A 20,261-nucleotide genomic window follows, 5' to 3' on the forward strand; every position below is an offset into this window, starting at 1 on the left:
TTCTCCGTGTCGGCTCCAAGCCGCCCGCACTAGGGTGCGGACCATGAGCGACGACGCGGCCGACCGCCCCACCTCCTCGACGCCGACGACCCCCGCGGCGACGGCACCGACTGCGAGCCGGGAGGGCGACACCACCACGACCTCGACCGACACCACGACGGTGACGACGACCCCCGCACCGCCGAAGGACGACCTCGTCACCACCCAGCACACCATCTCGATCGGGCGCCGCAAGCTTCGCTACAGCGCCACGACCGGTCGGGTCGTGCTGCGCGAGGAGGTCTTCGAGGACGACGTCTTCAAGGGGTTGCGTGCGAAGGCCGAGCTCAACCTCACGGCATACGTCGCCGACGTCCCCAAGGGGACCAACCGCCCGGTGACGTTCGCCTTCAACGGTGGCCCCGGGTCGAGCTCGGTCTGGCTGCACCTCGGGCTGCTCGGGCCGCGGCGCGTGGACTCCGGCGACGTCGGCGACCTCACCCCGCCGCCCTACGCGCTCGTCGACAACCCACAGTCGCTGCTGGCCGTCTCCGACCTCGTCTTCATCGACCCCGTCTCGACTGGGTACTCGCGCGCGGTCGAGGGCGGCAAGGCCAAGGACTTCCACGGGTTCACCAAGGACATCGAGAGCGTCGGTGAGCTGATCCGGCTCTGGACGAGCCGCGAAGGCCGTTGGCTGTCACCGAAGTTCGTCGCCGGCGAGTCGTACGGCACCATCCGCGCGTCGGCCCTGGCGGAGCACCTCCAGTCGCACTACGGCCTCTACCTCAACGGCATCATGCTCATCAGCTCGGTCATCGATCTCGACACCGTCGACTTCGAGTACCGCAACGACCGGGCGTACGTCGACTACCTGCCCACGTACGCGGCGACCGCGCACTACCACGGCAAGCACGGCCGCAAGGCGCTCAAGACCGTGCTCGCGGAGGCGCAGGAGTACGCCGAGCGCGACTACCCGTGGGCGCTGGCCCGCGGGTCGCGCCTCACCAGGGCCGAGCGAGCCGAGCACGTCTCTCGGCTCGCCGGCCTCATCGGCCTGTCCGAGGACTACGTCGACCGCGCCGACCTGCGGGTCGAGCACGTGCACTTCTTCACCGAGCTGCTGCGCGACGAGGGGCTGGCCGTCGGGCGCCTCGACTCGCGCTTCACCGGTCCCCTGGCCCACGGCAACGCCGCCACGTGGGACGCCGACCCGTCGATGGACGCGATCACGGGCCCCTACACGGCCGCCCTCAACCACTACCTGAGTGAGGAGCTCGGCTACCGCCAGGACCTGCCCTACACGACCAGTTCCAGCCGGGCCTTCAAGGAGTGGAGCTACAAGGAGTTCGAGGGCAAGCCGGTCGACGTCAGCGGCAAGCTGGCCCGGGCGATGCGCGCCAACCCGCACCTCCAGGTCCACGTGTCCTACGGCTACTACGACGGGGCCACGCCCTACTGGGCCGCCGAGGACGCGATGGCCCACCTCGACATCCCGGCCGAGCTGCGCACCAACCTGCACCACGACTACTACGACGCCGGCCACATGATGTACGTCCACGAGCCCAGCCGGCTCCAGCAGTCCGCCGACCTTGCCGCGTTCGTGGAGCGCGCCAGCAACCAGTGACCCTGGCCGCTCGCCGCGTCTGCGTGAGTGGTGGTCATGGCCGCCATTCACGCAGACGCAAGGAGGCACCGAGGTGAGACGCGGGCGGTATGCCGTGGACGCGATGGGCGTGCGCGTCGTCACCGAGGTGACCGGTGACCGCGCGGACGAGGTCCTCGACCGCCTCCCCGACCTCTGGGACCTCTGCCCGGCCGACGCCCTCCCCGAGGATCCACCCACCGCGACGGTCGAGGTCGTCCACGACACCGACGAGGCGACCGGCCGCGCCGCCGACGCGGCCGGCCAGGTCTCACGGCGGCATACCGATGACCTCCTGCAGGTCCTCACGCAACGCATCACCGTGGCGGCCATCGACGCCCTCGCCGGTCGGCTCCACCTGCTCCACGCCGCCTGCCTCGCCGACCCGGCCACCGGGGCCGCGCACGCGTTCGTCGCCCCGGGCGGCACCGGGAAGACGACGCTCGTGCGCACCCTCGGACCCGGCCTCGGCTACGTGACCGACGAGACCGTCGCCGTCGCCGACGACCTGGCGATCCGTCCCTACCCCAAGCCGCTGTCGATCCGTCGCGCACCGGGCAGCCTGCTCAAGGACGAGACGCCGCCGCGAGCGCTCGGCCTCACCGCACCGACCGGCCCGGTGACGTTGCGCGCGCTGTGGCTCCTCGACCGCCGCGACGACCATGAAGGGCCGCCCACGACCGAGCTGTTCGACCCGCTGGGCGCCGTGGTCGCCCTGACCCAGCAGGTCTCCCACCTCGCCGCGCTGGACCGCCCCCTCCGGCGCCTGGCCGCACTCGTCGACGCCGTCGGCGGCCTGCGGCGCGTCACCTACCGCGACGCGACCGACCTTCGGCCCCTCCTCGACGAGGGGGTGACGCCATGATGGTGCGCGCCGTGCCGCCGACGGACCGCATCGACCACGAGGGTGAGGCGGTGGTGCTGGTCGGCGCGCAGGTCGTGCGCCTGAGCGCCCTCGCCACGACCGTGCTCGACCTCGCGGTCACGTGGCGAGGCGATGGCGAGCTCGCGGCGCGGCTGGTCGCCGCCCACGGCCCGCCACCGGGCGACGCGGACCCGCAGTCCGCCACCCGGGCGGTGCTCGAGCAGCTCGTCGCCCACGGCCTGCTCGAACGGGACGAAACCGCTCCGTGACCCGGCGCGCGGTGCGTCGCCGTGGGCAAACCGGGCAGAGTGCGCCACAGTGGTGGGCGATGCGGGTCGCCCGACGCGCCCGCCAGCGTGGACAAAGGAGCAAGGGCATGAAAACACCCCCGCTGCAGAGGCGACTGCTCGCCGAGGCGCTGGGCACCTTCTGGCTCGTGTTCGGCGGCTGCGGCAGCGCGATCTTCGCCGCGAAGTTCCTGGTGCCGAACATCACCGCGGGTGGCACCGCCGTGCAGCTCGGCATCGGCTTCCTCGGCGTCGCCCTCGCGTTCGGGCTCACCGTGCTGACGATGGCGTATGCCGTGGGTTACGTGTCGGGTGCGCACTTCAACCCGGCCGTGACGATCGGTGTCGCCGTGGCCAGGCGGTTCCCGTGGAAGGACGTGCCGGCCTACATCATCGTCCAGGTCGTGGGCGGCCTCCTCGCGGGCCTGGCGCTGTGGGGCATCGCGCGCGGCGTCCCCGGGTTCGAGGTCACCGGCAACCTCGCGGCCAACGGCTACGGCGACCACTCCCCCGGCGGCTACACGCTGACCGCGGTCCTGGCCGCCGAGGCGATCCTCACCGCGTTCTTCCTCTACGTCATCCTCGGCGTCACCGACGAGCGCGCGCCCTCGGGCTTCGCGCCGCTGGCCATCGGCTTCGCGCTGACGCTGATCCACCTCATCTCGATCCCGATCAGCAACACCTCGGTCAACCCGGCCCGCTCGACCGCCGTCGCCTTCTTCAACGGCAACGGTGCACCCGGACAGCTCTGGGCGTTCTGGCTGGCGCCGATCGTCGGTGCGGCGATCGCCGGTGCGACCTACCACCTGGTCACCGGCGTCGACCGCCGCGCCGAGGACATCGTCGGCGTCTCCGACCCCGAGGTGCTCACGCCGGACGTCACCTGAGCGATCCACACCCTCACGACGACGCGGGTATGCCGCCGTCCCCGAGCCGGGGACGGCGGCATACCTTTGCCTGCCCTCGCCCCGGGCCATAGCCTGAGCGCGCCTGGAGTCCGCTAGGATTTCTCTTGACGTCAAGATAATCCGTCCACCACAGCGAGGAGCGTCGACGCGCACCATGGCCAAGATCATCTACACCATCACCGATGAGGCGCCGATGCTGGCGACCTACTCGTTCCTGCCGGTCATCGAGTCCTTCGCCGGCACGGCCGGGGTCGACGTCGAGACCCGCGACATCTCGCTCGCGGGACGCATCATCGCCGCCTTCGACGACCAGCTCCCCGAGGACCAGCGCATCGGCGACGCGCTCGCCGAGCTCGGCCAGCTGGCGACCACGCCCGAGGCCAACATCATCAAGCTCCCCAACATCTCCGCCTCGGTGCCGCAGCTGAAGGCGGCGATCAAGGAGCTGCAGTCGCAGGGCTACGCCCTGCCCGACTACCCGGACGAGCCGTCCACGGATGCTGAGAAGGACGTCCGCGCCCGCTACGACGCGGTCAAGGGCAGTGCCGTGAACCCCGTTCTGCGCGAGGGGAACTCGGACCGCCGCGCTCCCCTCGCCGTCAAGAACTACGCCCGCAAGCACCCGCACTCGATGGGGGCGTGGACCGGTGACTCCCGGACCACTGTGGCCACGATGGGCCAGGACGACTTCCGCAGCAACGAGCAGTCCGTCGTCATGCCGGCCGACGACACCCTGACGATCCAGCATGTCACCGACGACGAGGTGAAGGTCCTCAAGGACGGCCTCAAGGTCCTCGAGGGCGAGGTCGTCGACGCCACCGTCATGCGGGCCGCCGCACTCGACGCCTTCCTGACCGAGCAGGTCGCCCGGGCCAAGGCCGAGGGACTGCTCTTCTCGGTGCACCTCAAGGCCACGATGATGAAGGTGTCCGACCCGATCATCTTCGGCCACGTCGTGCGGGCGTTCTTCCCCAAGACGTTCACCCAGTACGGCGCCGACCTCGCCGAGGCCGGCCTCTCACCCAACAACGGGCTCGCCTCGATCCTCGACGGCCTGTCGGGCCTGTCGAACGGCGAGGAGATCCGCGCCTCCATCGAGGCCGAGATCGCCGACGGCCCGCGGCTCGCGATGGTCAACTCCGACAAGGGGATCACCAACCTCCACGTGCCGAGCGACGTCATCATCGACGCCTCGATGCCGGCCATGATCCGCACCTCGGGCCACATGTGGGGCCCGGACGGCGAGGAGGCCGACACCCTCGCGGTCATCCCGGACAGCTCGTATGCCGGCGTCTACCAGGCCGTCATCGACGACTGCCGCGCGAACGGCGCGTTCGACCCGACCACCATGGGCTCGGTGCCCAACGTCGGCCTCATGGCGCAGAAGGCCGAGGAGTACGGCAGCCACGACAAGACCTTCGAGATCACCGAGCCGGGCCGGGTGCAGGTCGTCAACTCCGCGGGCGAGGTGCTGCTGGACCACGAGGTGCAGCAGGGCGACATCTGGCGCGCCTGCCAGACCAAGGACGCCCCGATCCGCGACTGGGTCAAGCTGGCCGTCACCCGTGCCCGCGCGACGGGCGACCCGGCCGTCTTCTGGCTGGACGAGTCCCGCGCCCACGACCGCAACCTCATCGCCAAGGTCAAGGAGTACCTCGGCGACCACGACACCGAGGGCCTCGACATCCGGATCATGTCACCGGTCGAGGCCGCGACCCTCTCGGTCGAGCGGATCCGCAAGGAAGAGAACACGATCTCGGTCACCGGCAACGTGCTGCGTGACTACAACACCGACCTCTTCCCGATCCTCGAGCTCGGCACCTCCGCGAAGATGCTCTCGGTCGTGCCGCTCATGAACGGTGGCGGCCTGTTCGAGACGGGCGCCGGCGGTTCGGCTCCCAAGCACGTGCAGCAGCTGGTCGGCGAGAACTACCTGCGCTGGGACAGCCTGGGCGAGTTCATGGCGCTGGCCGAGAGCTTCCGGCACGAGGCCGACCACGACGACAACCCGCGTGCGCGGGTGCTCGCCGACACCCTCGACCGGGCCACCGAGACGCTCCTGAACGAGAACAAGTCACCGGCCCGCAAGGTGGGGCAGATCGACAACCGCGGCAGCCACTTCTACCTCGCGCTCTACTGGGCACAGGAGCTGGCCAAGCAGACCGAGGACGCCGAGCTCGCCGCCGCCTTCGCCCCCGTGGCCGAGGCCCTGACGAGCAACAAGGCCACCATCGACGAGGAGCTCATCGGCGTCCAGGGCAGCCCGGCCGACATCGGTGGCTACTACCGCCCCGACCCGGCCAAGGCGGCCGCCGTGATGCGTCCGTCGGCGACCTTCAACGAGGTGCTGGCCCGGCTGACCGACAGCTGAACGACGCTGCCGGCATCCCGGAGCGTGCCAAAAGTTGAGGCCCGGACCATCGGGGGGAAATGGTCCGGGCCTCCGTCCTGGGCAGGGGGTCTCAGGACGCCTGCGCCAGCCGCGGAGCCAGTGCATCGACTCGGGCTGTGAGGTCTTCGTAGGCCGCGTCGAAGGCGGCGGGCGTGCCCTTGCGCACGGGGTCGGGCACCGACCAGTGCGCCCACCCCAGCCCACCGAGCTCCTCGTGGGCGCGGTCGCAGACGGTGACCACGAGGTCGTCGTCGCGCAGGGCCTGGTCGAAATGCTGCGGCGCCACCTGCGGCAGGGGCAGGCGGTGGCGGCGGGCAGTCGCCACGATGCCGGGGTTGATGCGCTCGCCGGGGTGGGTACCCGCCGAGGCGGCGGCGATCGGGCTCGCCTGCCGCCACAGGGCAGCGGCGAGGTGGGACCGGGCGCTGTTGGCCGTGCACACGAACAGCACCCGTCGGGGCGCGTGGCCTGGCAGGACCGGCGCCGTCGCGAGGTCGAGTCCGGGCATCCGGGCCGCCGGCCCCAGCGCGAGGTACGAGCGGCGCCCGTCACCCTCGGACCGGTGCCGCACCACGAGCCCGGCTCGCTCGAGGGTCCGCAGGTGGAAGGCCAGCAGGTTGGACGGCACGCCCATCGCTGCGCCCGCCTCCGAGGCGGTGAGGTTGCCGATGGTCAGCAGGTCGACGAGCTGCAGCCGGGTTGCGTCGGCCAGCGCGGCGTGCACCCGCACCCGCGCACCGAGGTCGCCCGCCCAGTCCCCTGACATTGCCTCAATGGTGACTGAGGCAATGTGGTCGCGTCAAACCACCCCCTCGGGAAGCCCGCCCGTTTCCGGTGGCAGGATGTCGGAAACCGTTTACGCTCAGGGGGTATGCCGCGTGGAAAACTTTCACAGCCCTCGTCGCCTCGCTCCTCGCTCGCGATCCCGCCCCTCACCCGCCGGGCCGTCCTCGGCGCCGGAGCCGCCGTGGCGGCAACGCTCGTGACCGCGACCGGTGAGGCGTCCGCGAACGGCGGGCGGGCGGCATACCAAGGCATCGGGGGCGCGGCCGCCCCACCGTCGCCCGGCCCACGACACATCGAGTTCCACGCCTGGCGGGGGCAGCACCTGCGCAAGGGCTCCCACGACGGCACCGCGGTCGGGCGGGGCGGCCTCGTCATCGACCGCGCCACGGGCACGAGGTCCTACACCGACCCGTACGGCGACGGCACGGCCGTCGACTACGAGACGGCGACCTGGACCTCGCCGGTCGTGACACCGCCGTTCCCGCTCACCGAGCTCATCGCCTCGTGGAACGCCACCACGCCGGACGGCACGTGGCTCGAGGTGCTCGTGCGGGGCACGGCCGACGACGGCACGCTCACCGGCTGGTACGTCCTGGGCCGCTGGGCCAGCGACGACCCGGCCGACGGCGGCGCCATCCACCGCACGTCGGTCGGCCGGCAGGGCACCGAGCACGCCACCGTCTACGTCGACACCCTGGCCACGCTGAACGACCACGTGCTGCGCGACTGGCAGCTGCGGGTCGTCCTGCTGCGCCGCGTGGGGTCGGCCGCGACGCCCGCGGTGACCCTGGTCGGTGCCGTCGCCTCGAACCTGCCGGGCGATTCGACCGTCGCGACCAGCGCCCCCACCGGGGTGGTGCGCACGCTCGACGTGCCGACGCTGTCGCAGGAGGTGCACATCGGCCACTACCCCCAGTGGGACAACGGCGGCGAGGCCTGGTGCTCCCCCACGTCGACGTCAATGGTGTTGGGGCACTGGGGAGTTGGGCCGACAGCGGCCGACCTTGCGTGGGTCGACCCACCCGTCGACGCCACGGTCGACTTCGCGGCGCGGAACGTCTTCGACTACCGCTACGACGGCGCCGGCAACTGGCCCTACAACACGGCGTATGCCGCGGAGTTCGGGCTCGAGGGCTTCGTCACGCGGCTGCGTTCGCTGGCAGAGGCCGAGGCATTCGTCGCGGCCGGGATCCCGCTCGTGGCGTCGGTGTCCTTCGCGAAGGGTGACATGGACGGCGCCGGCTACGGCACCAACGGGCACCTGCTCGTCATCGTCGGGTTCGCGTCGAACGGCGACGTCGTCGTCAACGACCCCGCATCCCACCTCATCCCGGACAACGACGAGGTACGGGTGACCTACCGGCGCGACCAGTTCGAGAACGCGTGGGTGCCCCACTCCGGCGGCACGGTCTACGTCATGCGGCCGCCCACCGTGAAGCTGCCCAAGGCGCCGCGCGAGGCCAACTGGTGAGGTCGCCGGCCGCGCCGTCAGGCGTTCAGTCGCTCAGCGGCAGCTTGAACCCGGTGTGGCTGGGGATGAACCCGAGGCGCTCGTAGAACCGTCGCGCGTCGGCCCGGACGGCGTTGCTCGTCAGCTGCACCACTCGTGCGCCGCGACTGCGGCTCTCCTGCACCGCCCACTGCACCATCTGCCCACCGAGACCGCTGCCGCGTCGGTCGGCCGCGACCCGCACCGCCTCGATCTGCGCACGCCACGCGCCCTGGTGCGAGATCCCGGGGATGAGCGTCAGCTGGAGCGTCCCGACCACCTCACCGTCGTCGTCGAGGACGACGAGAAGCTGGTGCGGGTCGGCGTCGATGGCGGCAAGACCGCGCCGGTATGCCGCGAGGTCACCTTCGTCCTCGCGGGTCGCCCCCAGCTCGTCGTCGGCGAGGAGGCGCACGATCGCGGGCAGGTCTGCGTCGGTGGCGCGCCGGACCACCACGTCCCGGTCGCCGTCGCGAAACGTGGCGAGCACCCTGCGCTCGGTGCGGTCGGCACCCGGGCCGGGGACGGCGGCATACCGGTCGCCGTCGAAGGTGGCGCGTCCGGTGAAGGCGAGTGCCCGCTCGAGCTTGAGCCGTGCGCTCGGGCCGAGGTCGTCCGGGAGGGAGTCGGGGTCGAACCACGCCACCTCGGTGAGCTCGCCGTCACCGACGGCGGGCTCACCCGACACGTGGCTGCACAGGAAGCAGACGTCGAGGTACTGGGACCGGTCGCCGTTCGGGTAGGTCATCTCGGGCAGGGTCCACACCGACACGACCGAGTCCACGGACACGACGACGCAGGTCTCCTCCTCGATCTCGCGGGCGAGGCCCTCCGCAGGCTGCTCGCCGGGCTCGAGGATCCCGCTCGGGACCGACCAGAGACCGGTGTCGGACCGGCGACCGAGGAGCACCTGGCCGGCGTCGTTGCGCACGACCCCGGCGACGCCGGAGAGGAACAGCAGGTCGGTCCCGATCTTCTCCCGCAGCGACACGATGAAATCGGGAGTGGGCACCACCCCACCCTACGAGGCCATCAGGTCAGGGCCGCGTTCTCGCCGCGACACGGGCGCTGCCGGGAAGTAGCGTCGGGCCATCCGCCGGTCCGCACCCGAGTTCGGAGTCGATGATGCCCACGCGTCGCCTTGCCAAACCTGCCCTCGCCGCCACCGCCGCGGCAACCGTCCTCGCCTCCTGCCTCGTCAGCCAGTCGTCGGCGACCGCCGCACCCCAGCCGGCCGTAGCCGGGGCCACCGGTCCCGTGGTCGTCGACGGCCAGAGCCAGCCGGTGTTCAACGCCGACCCCGCCACGTGGATCCGCCAGGAGCTGTGGGTGGAGACCGAGTCCGACTCCGACCGCGACGGACGCCTCGACCGGGTGCACGTGTCGCTGGCGCGACCGGCCGAGACCGCCGACGGGGTCAAGGTGCCCGTCATCTACGAGGACAGCCCCTACTACGCGGGTCTGGCGAACGCGAGCAACTGGGACGTCGACCACGAGCTCGGCGACCCGCCTTCGTCTCGCCCCGAGACCCCGCCCTTCACCGCCCGCAACACCAGCCCGGTCATCAGCCGCGGTTACGAATCCACTTGGATCCCAAGGGGATTCGCGGTGGTGCACTCCGAGTCGCCGGGCACGGGACTGTCCGATGGCTGCCCCACGAGCGGTGGCCGCAACGAGACGCTCGGCGGCAAGGCGGTCGTCGACTGGCTCGGCGGTCGCGCCAAGGGGTTCGCCAGCCGCGACGCGCAGGAGCCTGTGCCGAGCCCGTCGTGGACGACGGGCAACGTCGGCATGACCGGCACGTCCTACAACGGCACGCTGCCCATCGCCGTCGCGACCACCGGGGTCCCGAACCTCAAGGCGATCGTGCCTGTGTCAGCCATTTCCAACTGGTACGACTACTACCGCTCGCAGGGGCTCGTGCGGGCCCCCGGCGGCTATCAGGGCGAGGACCTCGACGTGCTGGCCGACGCCGTCCTGACCCGTTCGGACCGCCCGGTCTGCCAGCCGGCGCTCGACGAGATCGCCCGGGAGCAGGACCGCGTCACCGGGGACTACTCGCCGTTCTGGGCCGAACGCGACTACATGCAGGACGTCGGCAACGTGCGCGCGGCGACGCTGGTTGCCCACGGCTTCAACGACTTCAACGTCATGACGAAGAACGCCGCCCAGTTCTATGCGGCGCTGCGCGCCCAGGGCGTTCCCCACCAGGTCTACTGGCACCAGGGCGGCCACGGCGGCGCCCCGACGGACACCCTCATGAACAAGTGGTTCACCCGCTACCTGTGGGACGTCCAGAACGGTGTCGAGGGCGACCCGCGCGCCTGGGTGGTGCGCGAGGGCGCCAGCCGGCAGAACCCGACGCCGTATGCCGAGTGGCCGGTGCCCGGGTCGGCGCCCCTCACCCTGCGCCCCGGTGGCAATGGCTCTGCGGTCGGCACCCTGACGACCGGTCCGAGGTCGATGAGCGACCAGCGGATCGTGGACGACGCATCGGTCCGGCTGGCCACCCTCGCCGCCGCCCATGCTTCGCGGAACCGGCTGCTGTTCACCACCGAGCCACTCGCCCGCGACACCCACCTGAGCGGCACCCCGTCGGTCACCCTGACAGCCCGCTACAGCGCTGCGCGGATGAACCAGTCGGTCGCGCTCGTGTCGTACGCCCCGGACGGCAAGGCCACCGTGCTGACCCGCGGCTGGGCCGACCCGCGCAACCGCACCTCGCTGTCGCGGGAGAACCCGGTCAACGCCAACCAGCCGGTGCGCACGACGGTCAACCTGCAGCCCAAGGACTCGGTCGTGCCTGCGGGCTCCCGGCTCGGGATCGTCATCTACTCCAGCGACAACGAGTTCACCGTGCGGCCCGCCCCCGGCGGCACGGTCGACGTCGACCTCAAGCGCACCACCGTCACGCTGCCGGTCGTCGGCGGCCGCCTCTGACCCGGTTGGCTGACGACGCGCCGGCGTTCCCCGGCGCGTCGTCGGCCACCCAGCGGATCGGGCGCCCGCACCCCCGCTCCGGCCCTTTGCTAGCGTCGGGTGAGAGCAGCGACGACGCGCCCACGCGGCATACCCATCGCTGTTGGACCCCACCTCGGCCAGAAGGGCACACCCGTGAGCACAACCCCCGTCAAGGTCGCCGTCACCGGCGCAGCCGGCCAGATCGGCTACAGCCTCCTGTTCCGCATCGCCAGCGGTGCGATCTTCGGCCCGGACACCCCCGTCGAGCTGCGTCTCCTCGAGATCACGCCGGCCCTCAAGGCGCTCGAGGGCGTCGTCATGGAGCTCGACGACTGCGCGTTCCCGACGCTGGCCAAGGTCGAGATCGGCGACGACGCGGAGAAGATGTTCGACGGCGTCAACCACGCCCTGCTCGTCGGCGCCCGCCCGCGCGGTCCCGGCATGGAGCGCGGTGACCTGCTCGAGGCCAACGGCGGCATCTTCGCCCCGCAGGGCAAGGCCCTGAACAAGGTCGCCGCCGACGACATCCGCGTCACGGTGACCGGCAACCCGGCCAACACCAACGCCCTCATCGCGATGAGCAACGCCCCCGACATCCCGCAGGAGCGGTTCGCGGCGCTCACCCGCCTGGACCACAACCGCGCCATCTCCCAGCTCGCGGCCAAGCTCGGCGTCCCCGTCACCGAGATCCGCAAGATGACCATCTGGGGCAACCACTCCGCGACCCAGTACCCCGACCTGTTCCACGCCGAGGTCGGTGGCAAGAACGCCGCCGAGGCCGTGAACGACCAGGACTGGCTGGCGAACACGTTCATCCCCACCGTCGCCAAGCGTGGCGCCGCGATCATCGACGCCCGCGGTGCGTCGTCGGCCGCGTCCGCCGCCTCGGCCACGATCGACCACGTCCGCGACTGGGCACTCGGCACCCCCGAGGGTGACTGGGTGTCGATGTCGGTCGTGTCCGACGGCTCCTACGACGTGCCCGAGGGGCTCATCTCCTCGTTCCCCGTCACCGTCAAGGACGGCGAGTGGGAGATCGTCCAGGGCCTGGAGATCGACGACTTCTCGCGCGGCAAGATCGACGCCTCCACCAAGGAGCTCGCCGAGGAGCGCGAGGCCGTCAAGGGCCTGGGCCTGATCTGAGCCAGACGCGCTTGGGCACAACGGCAGTTGCGCGGCATACCCACCAGCTGTTGCTCGTGGTGTTACCGCGCAAACGCCGTTTCTCGTGACCGATGCGCGGGTATGCCGCGTCGCTGGCTTCCCGGGTCAGGGAAGCGGGCGCAGGTCCACGACGCTGGTGAGGAAGGCCAGGGCCAGGGCGAAGCCCACCAGCACCGTCACGTCGACCAGTCGCGAGCGCACGGCGAGGCCGCCGGCGTCCGCCTTCGGCAGGACCAGCCGGATGATCGCGCCGAGACCGGCGCCCGCGGCGAGCAGGTAGCCGCCGAGCAGGATGCGGTCGAAGGCGCAGGCGAGCAGGCCCAGCGCGAGGATCGGGGCGACGACCCACCACCAGCCGAGCTTGGGCGTCGCCACGGGCGCCTCCGTCAGGCGTCCGCGTCGGCGGCGCGTTCGGCAGCCGCGACGATGTTGGACAGGAGCATGGCTCGGGTCATCGGGCCGACACCGCCGGGGTTGGGGCTCACCCAGCCGGCGACCTCACGCACGTCGGCGGCCACGTCGCCGGCCACCTTGGACTTGCCGTCCTCGGCGACGATGCGGCTCACCCCGACGTCGAGCACGGCGGCACCGGGCTTGACCATGTCGGCGGTGACGAGGCCGGGCTGGCCGGCGGCGGCGACCACGATGTCGGCCTGGCGCACCTCGGCTGCCAGGTCGCGAGTTCCGGTGTGGCACAGGACAACCGTGGCGTTCTCAGAACGCCGGGTCAGCATCAGTCCGAGCGGGCGACCCACCGTGATGCCGCGGCCGACGATGGCGACGCGGGCGCCGGCGATCGGCACGTCGTAGCGGCGCAGCAGCTCGATGCACCCGGCCGGCGTGCACGGCAGCGGCGCCTCCTTGCCGAGCACGAGCCAGCCGAGGTTGGTGGGGTGCAGGCCGTCGACGTCCTTGCTCGGGTCGACCCGGGACAGCAGCGCGAACTCGTCGAGCCCGGTCGGCTGCTGCACCAGGAACCCGGTGCACTCGGGGTCGGCGTTGAGCTCGTCGATGACCGCCTCGACCTCGGCCTGTGGGGTGCCGGCGGGCAGGTCACGGCGGATCGAGGTGATGCCGACCTCGGCGCAGTCCTTGTGCTTGGCGTTGACATACCACTTGCTGCCGGGGTCGTCGCCGACGAGGACGGTCCCGAGCCCGGGGACGACCCCCCGCTCCCGCAGCGCAGCCACGCGCCCGCGCAGCTCGTCCTTGATGGTCGCCAGGACCGCTGAACCGTCGAGGATGCCTGCTGTCACGGTCGCCCATCCTGCCATGCGGCTCCGCGCCGCCCGCTGCCCCCACCGCCTGCCGAGCCGGTGCCGCCTCTCGCCGCGAACCTGCCATGATGGCTGCCGCACGAGCGACGAAGGACGCGTATCAGCGGCGACGGCGACCTGGACTCCGATGCCACCCTCCTCGTCACCGAGCTCTTCGATGCGATCATGAGCACGTGGCGCTGGCTCGAGCAGGCCACCACACCCGAGGATTCCCGATGAGCCGACTCAGCCGGACGCCCGCCGAACGTGACCTCCAGGTGTTCGCCGTGGTGTGCGTCGGCGTGCTCGTCGTCGCGGTGCTCGCCGTGTTCGCACTGCAGCTGCCGTCGCTGGCCAACGACCCGGGCGACCGCCCCAGCGGTCGCTCGCTCCTGGCGTGGCCCTCGATCGTCGCAGGGGCTGCGCTGCTGGCCGTGAGCCTGCGCCTGCCGGTACTCGTGGCGCGCCACCGCTCCGACATCGCGACAACCCCCGGTCTCAAGAGCCAGTACGTCACCGGCGCCCTCCTGCCGCTGGTGTTCGGCGTGTTCGTCCCGCTCTTCTGGTGGCTCGGCCCGGCCGCTTCCCTGGTCGGCCTGGTGGCGCTCGTGCTCGTGCTGCGGGTCAGGCAGGTCTCACGCCGGGCGAGCACTGACGGCCTCGACATCCACTCCCCTAAGGCGTGGGGGTCGGCCGCCACTGGGAGCGGCCTCACCTTCGGGCGGGCGCTGCTGGTCGGACTCATCCTGGGCATCGTGATCATCGGGGCGGTCTTCGCCTGGGCCGCGCTCGGTTCCTGAAAGCCCCAGCCGCGCGAGCGGTCGCGGTCACGCCGCAACTTCTGCGGAATGCACCACCCGAGACCGCCACATCTGTCACAGTTCTCCTGCTCGGTGTCGGCGTGGGCCGGCACGAGGTCAGGGAGGGAAAGTGTCAAAGCTCGGTCGGCAGCTGGTCGCTGCCGCAGTCGCCACCACCGCGCTCGTCTCAGGGGCAGGCTTGATGTCGGCGCAGGCCACGCCGATCGGTCCCAGCACGACCACGCCGAAGCTGCGCACCTACGTGCCGCCGCGCGTGAGCTGGGGAACCTGCTCCGATGCCGGTCTGCGGCAGTCGGGCGCACGGTGCGGACTGATGACGGTGCCGCTGGACTACGCCCAGCCCAAGGGACCGAAGATCAAGATCGCGCTCTCCTGGATCAAGCACACCACCGCCGACTCCTCGGCCCAGGGGCTGATGCTCGTCAACCCCGGTGGCCCGGGCGCCTCCGGACTTGCGCTGTCGCAGATCGGTCAGTGGGTGCCGAAGGGCGCCGGCGACGCCTACGACTGGATCGGCTTCGACCCCCGCGGCGTCGGTGCCAGCCAGCCGCGGCTCAACTGTGACGGCAACTACTTCCCCTACAACCGGCCGGACTACAGCGACCCCGCCCAGGAGCAGGTGTGGCGCGACAAGGCCGCCGGGTATGCCGCGAAGTGTGACGCCGCAGGCGGCGCCCTCCTCGACCACATGACCACCCGGGACTGGGTCCGCGACATGGAGTCGATCCGGACGCTGTTCCGCGCGCAGCAGATCAACTTCTACGGGTTCTCCTACGGCACCTACCTCGGCCAGGCCTACGCCACGGCATACCCCTCGCGGGTCCGGCGCATGGTGTGGGACGGCGTCGTCGACTGGAAGGACGCCTGGTACGAGGCGAACTTCGCCCAGGACCCCGCCTTCGAGAAGAACCTCAACATCTACTTCGGCTGGATCGCCCAGAACAACACCACCTACGGTCTCGGCACGACCGCGGCCGCCGTCCGCGCGAACTGGCAGTCGTTGCTGGACGCGTCGCGGCAGTCCCCGCTCGGCGGCAAGCTCGGGCCGGACGAGTGGCTCGACTCGTTCGTCAGCGCCGCCTACTACGTCTACGACTGGCCCGGTCTCGCGCAGGACTTCGTCGCCGCCAAGAACGGCAGCTACGCGCCGATGATCGCCCGCTACGACGGCGCCAACGGCTCCGGCCCCGGCTCGGACAACACGTATGCCGTCTACAACGCGGTGCAGTGCACCGACGCGCCGTTCCCGGCGGACTGGACCACCTGGAAGGCCCGGACCACCCAGGTTGCCCAGACCGCGCCGTTCCTCACGTGGAGCAACACCTGGTACAACGCGCCCTGCCTCACCTGGGGTGCCAAGCAGGCGACGACCCGACCCACCATGAAGGACGTGGGGGTGCCGCCGATCCTGCTGATCTCCGAGACGAACGACGCGGCGACCCCCATCGCCGGGGCCCGCACCGCGCGCGCCACGTTCCGCAACTCACGGCTGATCGAGGGCCTGAAGGGCACCACCCACGCCTCGTCGTTGTCGGGCGTCCGGTGCGTCGACTACGCGATCGCGGACTACCTCATCAACGGCAAGCTGCCGCCACGCCTGGCGGGCGACGTGTCCGACCTGAAGTGTGGCGCGGTGCCGCCGCCGTCGCCCGCCTCGGCCATGGCGCGTGGCGCGGCCAGGTCCGACCGCCTGCCGGCCGACCTGCGCGCGATCATCACGGACCAGCCGGTGCGCCGCTGACCATCCGCGTCACCGACCGTGCTGGCCGCCGTCACCCACGCCGGGTGGCGGCGGCCAGTGCGTCGAGTGCGGCAGTGAAGCACTCCGCGGGCGGGTTGACCAGCCCCGCGCCCACCTGACCGGTGCCCGCCACTCGCCCAGCCATGCCGGTGTTGATCTGCGGCAGGACGCCGGTGCGCGCGACGGCGGTGACGTCGATGCCGGTGGGCGTGCCGCGGAACTCCAGGATCGGCACCTGGTATGCCGTGTGCTCACCGACGGTGATCTCATACATCGTGCGCGTGGCCCGCAGCGCGAACGGCACGTCACCGCCGACGAACCGGACAATGGCCGGCGCCGCGGCCATGGCGAACCCGCCGATGCCGGCGGTCTCGGTGATGGCGGAGTCGCCGATGTCGGGGTTGGCGTCGTCGGGGCCGTAGTCGCCGAGGAACAGGCCCTCGGGCGTGTTGGCAGGTCCGGTGAACCACCGGTCGCCCGTGCCCGCCGTCCGGATGCCGAAGTCGGTGCCGTTGCGCGCCATCGTGGTCACGACGGTCGACCCGGCGATCCCCTCGGCGGCCATCGTCGAGAGCTTGCACGCCGGCATACCGAGGTTGAGGAAGAAGTGCTCGTTCGCTCCCGAGAAGCGCACCGCCTCGGCGATGTCGACAGACGGCGCATCGGCCGCGATGAGGGCGGGCAGCAGCTCGCGCAGGAGCATGAGTGAGCCGGCACGGTTGCGGTTGTGGCCCTCGTCGCCCATCTGAAGCATCTGGGTGATGATCGCCTTGATGTCGATCGGGCCGGCCGCGCGCACAGCCTGCTGGAGCAGCGGCCCGAGCGTGGTGTTCATCCAGTGCAGTCGGTCGACCACCTCGGACCCATAGGCGCCGTAGCGCAGCACCTTGCCCAGCCCCTCGTTGAGCGAGCACCAGGAGGTGTGGTCGTGCACCTCGTCGCGCAGCTCGTAGAGCCACATCGAGGGCGAGACGACGCCGGCCATCGGCCCGACCGCGTCGCGGTGGTGGCAGGGCTCGAGGGTGTATGCCGCGGCCGCCAGCTGGCGCTCGGCCTCTTCCGCGGTGTCGGCCAGTCCCTCGAAGAGGACGGCGCCGATGAGGGCGCCGCGCATGGGACCGGACGCGCGCTCCCACTCGATCGGCGGCCCGGCGTGCAGGAACGTGCCACGCTCGAGCCCGAGGGCCTCCCACGCGGGACGCACATCGACGAGGTCGGCGCCGGCAGCCGTCATCCGTTGCAGCGCAAGGGCATTCGCCTCCCGGCGTCGCGGGTCGGCGAGGACCTGCGCCAGGTGTCGCTCGGTGCCGGGCAGGGGCGGCTGCCAGTCGGTCTCCGTCACCGGCACCGCTTGGTCGCGCAGTGCATCGGCGAACAGGCTCACGCCGGCAGTCGCGACCACCGGGTCCTCGTCGAGCAGCACTCGCCCAGCGGTTCGAGGTAGTACAGCCCCGGTTTCGGGTGCGTTGTCACCTCGAACCACCGGGTCCACCGCCGGAGCCTGTCCGGTTCGAGGTGAAACGGCGCCGGATCCGGGTGCGTTGTCACCTCGAACCGGGAGGAGGTCGACGGCTCGACGGGTGGCCTCGGCAGCCGACAGGAACACCTCGGCGCCCGCGGCAGCCAGCGCCCCAGCCGTGGACGAGATCCCTTGTGGGTCACCGGTGGTCCCCACCAACGCGACGACGACCGGTAGCTCGCGCCCGTCGGACGCCGCCGCCGCCCGAGCAGCACGGATGGCGTCGGCGAGCTCCGGCCCGGGGTCAGGGTGCGCGCCGTGGCCGAGCACCAGGTCGAGCAGCAGCACCCCGCAGGTCGGGTCGCCCCCCTCTGCCGCGATGCGTTCCATCCGCAGGGTGGGGTCGATCATGGGGTGCGCACGGCCGCGGGTCAGCTCGTCGTCACCAAAGTCGATGACCACATGCCCTTCATCCCGCAGGTCGGGTCCGAGCGCCAGCTCCGGCGACAGCGGGATGTTCGACCGGATCGGGCCCACCCGCTCCCCCGCCACGAGCATCGCCTCGTCGGCGAGCGTGCCGCCGACGAACAGCCCGCGCAGCGACCCGCCGCGCGCCGACTGACTCGGCGAGCCCGACAAGCCCGACGAGCCCGGCGCCTGGTCCGCGTCCGGCGCCTCGGCGTCGATGAGCGGCTTCCAGTGCGGCCACTCCTCGGGTATGCCGTGCCCCAGCTCGGTCAGGGCGCTCGCCACTGCGGTGGTGAGGTCCGGACGACCCGGCCCGAGCGTTGCCCAGTGGACCGGCGTCGCCAGCCCCGCGGCATACCGCTCCAGCGCGGCCAGCACGTCGGGGGCCGGGGGTTTCGAGACGACGAGGATCGCGGTCGTGGCCTCGTCGGCGTCCAGCGCCGCGAGCGCCTGCCGCGTCGAGCGACCGGCGACCTGCGCCGACAGGTCGCGACCGCCCACGCCTAGGCAGTGGCTGACGCCGACGCCGGCCGCGTCGAGCAGCGCCATGACCTCCTGTGCGCCGGTGCCCGATGCCGCGACGATCCCGATCGGCCCCGGCCGGACGACGTTGGCAAACCCCAAGGCCGCCCCGCCGACGACAGCCGTGCCGCAGTCGGGTCCCATCATCAGCACGCCCCGACGGGCAGCCGCGTCCTTGAGCGCGACCTCGTCCTCGACCGAGACGTTGTCGGAGAACACCATGACCGACGCGCCCCGGTCGATCGCGTCGAAGGCCTCCGTGGCTGCGTGCTGGCCCGGCACCGAGACCAGGGCGAGCGTGGCACCGGCCTCCTCGACCGCGCGTCCCAGCGTGCGCGGCGACGACGCCTCTCCAAAGCCCGCCGCCGAGGACCCGCCCGCCCGCAGCCCGGCCAGCGCGTCCTCCAGTGCCGCCCGGCCGGAGGCGAGGCCGGCGTCGGAGTCAGCTCGGATCGCGACGAGCAGGTCGTTGGTGCCGAGGCCGTCGGGGAGGTCGAACCCCATGCCGCGGATCACCTCGAGGTTGAGGTCGGTCGCCATCGCCACCTGCGCCGCCACGACCCCGTCGGCTGCCGCCACCTGGCGCGAGACCTGCATCAGGCTCACCGAGTCGTGGTAGCTCCCGGGGCGCACCTCCACCACATCGGTCACGGGTGTGCTCCTTCCAGGGCGGTCACGGGCCGTGCGGGATCGGCGCCCCCGCCGGCGTCGAGGGCGGCGGTGAACCCGGCCAGCAGGTCGGTGCCCGAGGTGTGCCCGATCGCGCGCACCTCGTCGACGGCCCGGACCGCGAGCGCGCGGTCACCGGCCGCGAGGGCGCGGGCGAGGCGCACGACGGGTGGCACGGCATACCCCTGCGACGCCTCGGTGAGCAGCGACGCGGACAGGGACGTCGTCGCCGCCAGCCACGGCCGCACGGCCCGCCACAGCACCTCCGCCTCGGCCAGTCGTCCGCGCAGCCGCAGCCCCAGGAGGATGCCGCAGAGCACGTCGTCCCCGCTGGGCGTGAGTCCCCCTCCGGCCCCGACGAGCACGCTCACCCGGCCGTCGACCTCGCCACCCGAGAGCAGGGCGTCGACCAGCACCCCGGCCGCCTTTCGCCACGGACCGGCAGCCGCGAAATCCGTTGCCACCGTTGACAAGTGGGCGGTCGAGGGCACGCGCGCGGGCCGCCACGTCCGCCCCCCGCGCACCGTGACACCGGGCAGCTCGACGAGGCCCCGACCGACCCCGAGGTGGTCGCCGGGTTGCACGCCCCAGCCCACGACGCGCGCTGGCTGGGCGAGCACGACGGCGGTCGGCAGGCGCAACGCATCCCTCGCCACCACGGGCAGGACGCGGTCAGCCACGAGCAGGTAGACGGCGGCGGGAAACGCCCCGAGGACGCGGGCCGGCACCGGCTCGGGGGCGCCAACCAGGTCGGCCGAACGCTGCGACACGGCAGCCGGCCACACCGTCGACGCTGGCACGGGCGACCTCCGCGGGTTGGGTTGACCGACGGTGCGACGCTACCCAGTG

General features: G+C 71.8%; 16 protein-coding genes. 10 read left to right on the forward strand and 6 right to left on the reverse strand.

What is annotated here, in order from left to right:
* Nucleotides 1-43: 43 nt before the first annotated feature.
* The 5 genes from HJG52_RS10845 to HJG52_RS10865 all read left to right on the forward strand — a co-directional run bounded on the left by HJG52_RS10845 (nucleotide 44) and on the right by HJG52_RS10865 (nucleotide 6,055).
* Nucleotides 44-1,606, forward strand: coding sequence for a S10 family peptidase (locus HJG52_RS10845; RefSeq protein ID WP_171243603.1), 1,563 nt, complete (start codon nucleotides 44-46; stop codon nucleotides 1,604-1,606).
* 73 nt (nucleotides 1,607-1,679) lie between these two features.
* A complete protein-coding gene (locus tag HJG52_RS10850; RefSeq protein ID WP_171243604.1) occupies nucleotides 1,680-2,489 on the forward strand; it encodes a hypothetical protein in 810 nt (269 codons plus the stop codon).
* Entirely contained in the window at nucleotides 2,486-2,758 is a 273-nt protein-coding gene (locus HJG52_RS10855) for a hypothetical protein (protein WP_171243605.1), read from the forward strand. The genes HJG52_RS10850 and HJG52_RS10855 overlap by 4 nt, the downstream gene beginning before the upstream one ends.
* A 107-nt stretch (nucleotides 2,759-2,865) precedes the next feature.
* On the forward strand, nucleotides 2,866-3,663 hold the full coding sequence (aqpZ, locus tag HJG52_RS10860) for an aquaporin Z (protein WP_171243606.1): 798 nt from the start codon (nucleotides 2,866-2,868) through the stop codon (nucleotides 3,661-3,663).
* 175 nt (nucleotides 3,664-3,838) lie between these two features.
* Complete coding sequence (locus HJG52_RS10865; protein ID WP_171243607.1) at nucleotides 3,839-6,055, forward strand: NADP-dependent isocitrate dehydrogenase; 2,217 nt, start codon at nucleotides 3,839-3,841, stop codon at nucleotides 6,053-6,055.
* 91 nt (nucleotides 6,056-6,146) lie between these two features.
* On the opposite strand, the gene HJG52_RS10870 is transcribed toward HJG52_RS10865, so the two are convergent.
* Nucleotides 6,147-6,842, reverse strand: a complete 696-nt coding sequence (locus HJG52_RS10870) for an arsenate reductase/protein-tyrosine-phosphatase family protein (protein ID WP_171243608.1) — start codon at nucleotides 6,840-6,842, stop codon at nucleotides 6,147-6,149.
* A 105-nt stretch (nucleotides 6,843-6,947) separates the two neighbouring features.
* Here HJG52_RS10870 and HJG52_RS10875 point away from each other — a divergent pair, with 105 nt between their 5' ends.
* On the forward strand, nucleotides 6,948-8,333 hold the full coding sequence (locus HJG52_RS10875) for a C39 family peptidase (RefSeq protein WP_171243609.1): 1,386 nt from the start codon (nucleotides 6,948-6,950) through the stop codon (nucleotides 8,331-8,333).
* A 25-nt stretch (nucleotides 8,334-8,358) separates the two neighbouring features.
* Here the strand turns inward: HJG52_RS10875 and HJG52_RS20770 are convergent, their stop codons facing one another.
* On the reverse strand, nucleotides 8,359-9,363 hold the full coding sequence (locus HJG52_RS20770) for a GNAT family N-acetyltransferase (protein ID WP_346767685.1): 1,005 nt from the start codon (nucleotides 9,361-9,363) through the stop codon (nucleotides 8,359-8,361).
* Nucleotides 9,364-9,476: 113 nt separating this feature from the next.
* On the opposite strand from HJG52_RS20770, the gene HJG52_RS10890 reads away from it, so the two are divergent.
* Nucleotides 9,477-11,291 carry a Xaa-Pro dipeptidyl-peptidase gene (locus HJG52_RS10890; RefSeq protein WP_171243610.1) on the forward strand — a complete coding sequence of 605 codons (1,815 nt, stop codon included), beginning with the start codon at nucleotides 9,477-9,479 and terminating at the stop codon, nucleotides 11,289-11,291.
* Between the two features lie 174 nt (nucleotides 11,292-11,465).
* Nucleotides 11,466-12,455, forward strand: coding sequence for a malate dehydrogenase (locus HJG52_RS10895; protein ID WP_171243611.1), 990 nt, complete (start codon nucleotides 11,466-11,468; stop codon nucleotides 12,453-12,455).
* Between the two features lie 126 nt (nucleotides 12,456-12,581).
* Here HJG52_RS10895 and HJG52_RS10900 read toward each other — a convergent pair whose 3' ends face one another.
* Together HJG52_RS10900 and HJG52_RS10905 are read right to left on the reverse strand one after the other, a co-directional pair.
* Nucleotides 12,582-12,851, reverse strand: coding sequence for a DUF3017 domain-containing protein (locus HJG52_RS10900; protein ID WP_206070514.1), 270 nt, complete (start codon nucleotides 12,849-12,851; stop codon nucleotides 12,582-12,584).
* Nucleotides 12,852-12,862: 11 nt separating this feature from the next.
* The gene (locus HJG52_RS10905; RefSeq protein WP_171243612.1) at nucleotides 12,863-13,732 is read right to left on the reverse strand and encodes a bifunctional methylenetetrahydrofolate dehydrogenase/methenyltetrahydrofolate cyclohydrolase; all 870 of its coding nucleotides are present in this window, start codon (nucleotides 13,730-13,732) and stop codon (nucleotides 12,863-12,865) included.
* A gap of 236 nt (nucleotides 13,733-13,968) precedes the next feature.
* Between HJG52_RS10905 and HJG52_RS10910 the strand changes: the two genes are divergently transcribed.
* Nucleotides 13,969-14,532 carry a hypothetical protein gene (locus tag HJG52_RS10910; RefSeq protein ID WP_171243613.1) on the forward strand — a complete coding sequence of 188 codons (564 nt, stop codon included), beginning with the start codon at nucleotides 13,969-13,971 and terminating at the stop codon, nucleotides 14,530-14,532.
* Between the two features lie 130 nt (nucleotides 14,533-14,662).
* On the forward strand, nucleotides 14,663-16,294 hold the full coding sequence (locus HJG52_RS10915; protein WP_206070518.1) for an alpha/beta fold hydrolase: 1,632 nt from the start codon (nucleotides 14,663-14,665) through the stop codon (nucleotides 16,292-16,294).
* A gap of 31 nt (nucleotides 16,295-16,325) precedes the next feature.
* Here HJG52_RS10915 and HJG52_RS10920 read toward each other — a convergent pair whose 3' ends face one another.
* Nucleotides 16,326-19,394: an oxamate carbamoyltransferase subunit AllG family protein gene (locus HJG52_RS10920; RefSeq protein ID WP_171243614.1), complete on the reverse strand. Its 3,069-nt coding sequence runs from the start codon at nucleotides 19,392-19,394 to the stop codon at nucleotides 16,326-16,328.
* Entirely contained in the window at nucleotides 19,391-20,212 is an 822-nt protein-coding gene (locus tag HJG52_RS21630; protein ID WP_171243615.1) for an oxamate carbamoyltransferase subunit AllH family protein, read from the reverse strand. The genes HJG52_RS10920 and HJG52_RS21630 overlap by 4 nt, the downstream gene beginning before the upstream one ends.
* Between the last annotated feature and the right edge of the window lie 49 nt (nucleotides 20,213-20,261).

Origin of the sequence: Knoellia koreensis, from assembly GCF_013041615.1 — a bacterium.
Lineage (GTDB): Bacteria > Actinomycetota > Actinomycetes > Actinomycetales > Dermatophilaceae > Pedococcus > Pedococcus koreensis.

Excerpts from the sequence above, each read along its gene's own strand:
- HJG52_RS10845 (WP_171243603.1), top strand. The coding sequence starts at position 44 with ATGAGCGACGACGCGGCCGACCGCCCCACCTCCTCGACGCCGACGACC.
- HJG52_RS10855 (WP_171243605.1), top strand. The coding sequence starts at position 2,486 with ATGATGGTGCGCGCCGTGCCGCCGACGGACCGCATCGACCACGAGGGT.
- aqpZ (WP_171243606.1), top strand. The coding sequence starts at position 2,866 with ATGAAAACACCCCCGCTGCAGAGGCGACTGCTCGCCGAGGCGCTGGGC.
- HJG52_RS10865 (WP_171243607.1), top strand. The coding sequence starts at position 3,839 with ATGGCCAAGATCATCTACACCATCACCGATGAGGCGCCGATGCTGGCG.
- HJG52_RS10870 (WP_171243608.1), bottom strand. The coding sequence starts at position 6,842 with ATGTCAGGGGACTGGGCGGGCGACCTCGGTGCGCGGGTGCGGGTGCAC.
- HJG52_RS10875 (WP_171243609.1), top strand. The coding sequence starts at position 6,948 with ATGCCGCGTGGAAAACTTTCACAGCCCTCGTCGCCTCGCTCCTCGCTC.
- HJG52_RS10890 (WP_171243610.1), top strand. The coding sequence starts at position 9,477 with ATGCCCACGCGTCGCCTTGCCAAACCTGCCCTCGCCGCCACCGCCGCG.
- HJG52_RS10910 (WP_171243613.1), top strand. The coding sequence starts at position 13,969 with ATGAGCCGACTCAGCCGGACGCCCGCCGAACGTGACCTCCAGGTGTTC.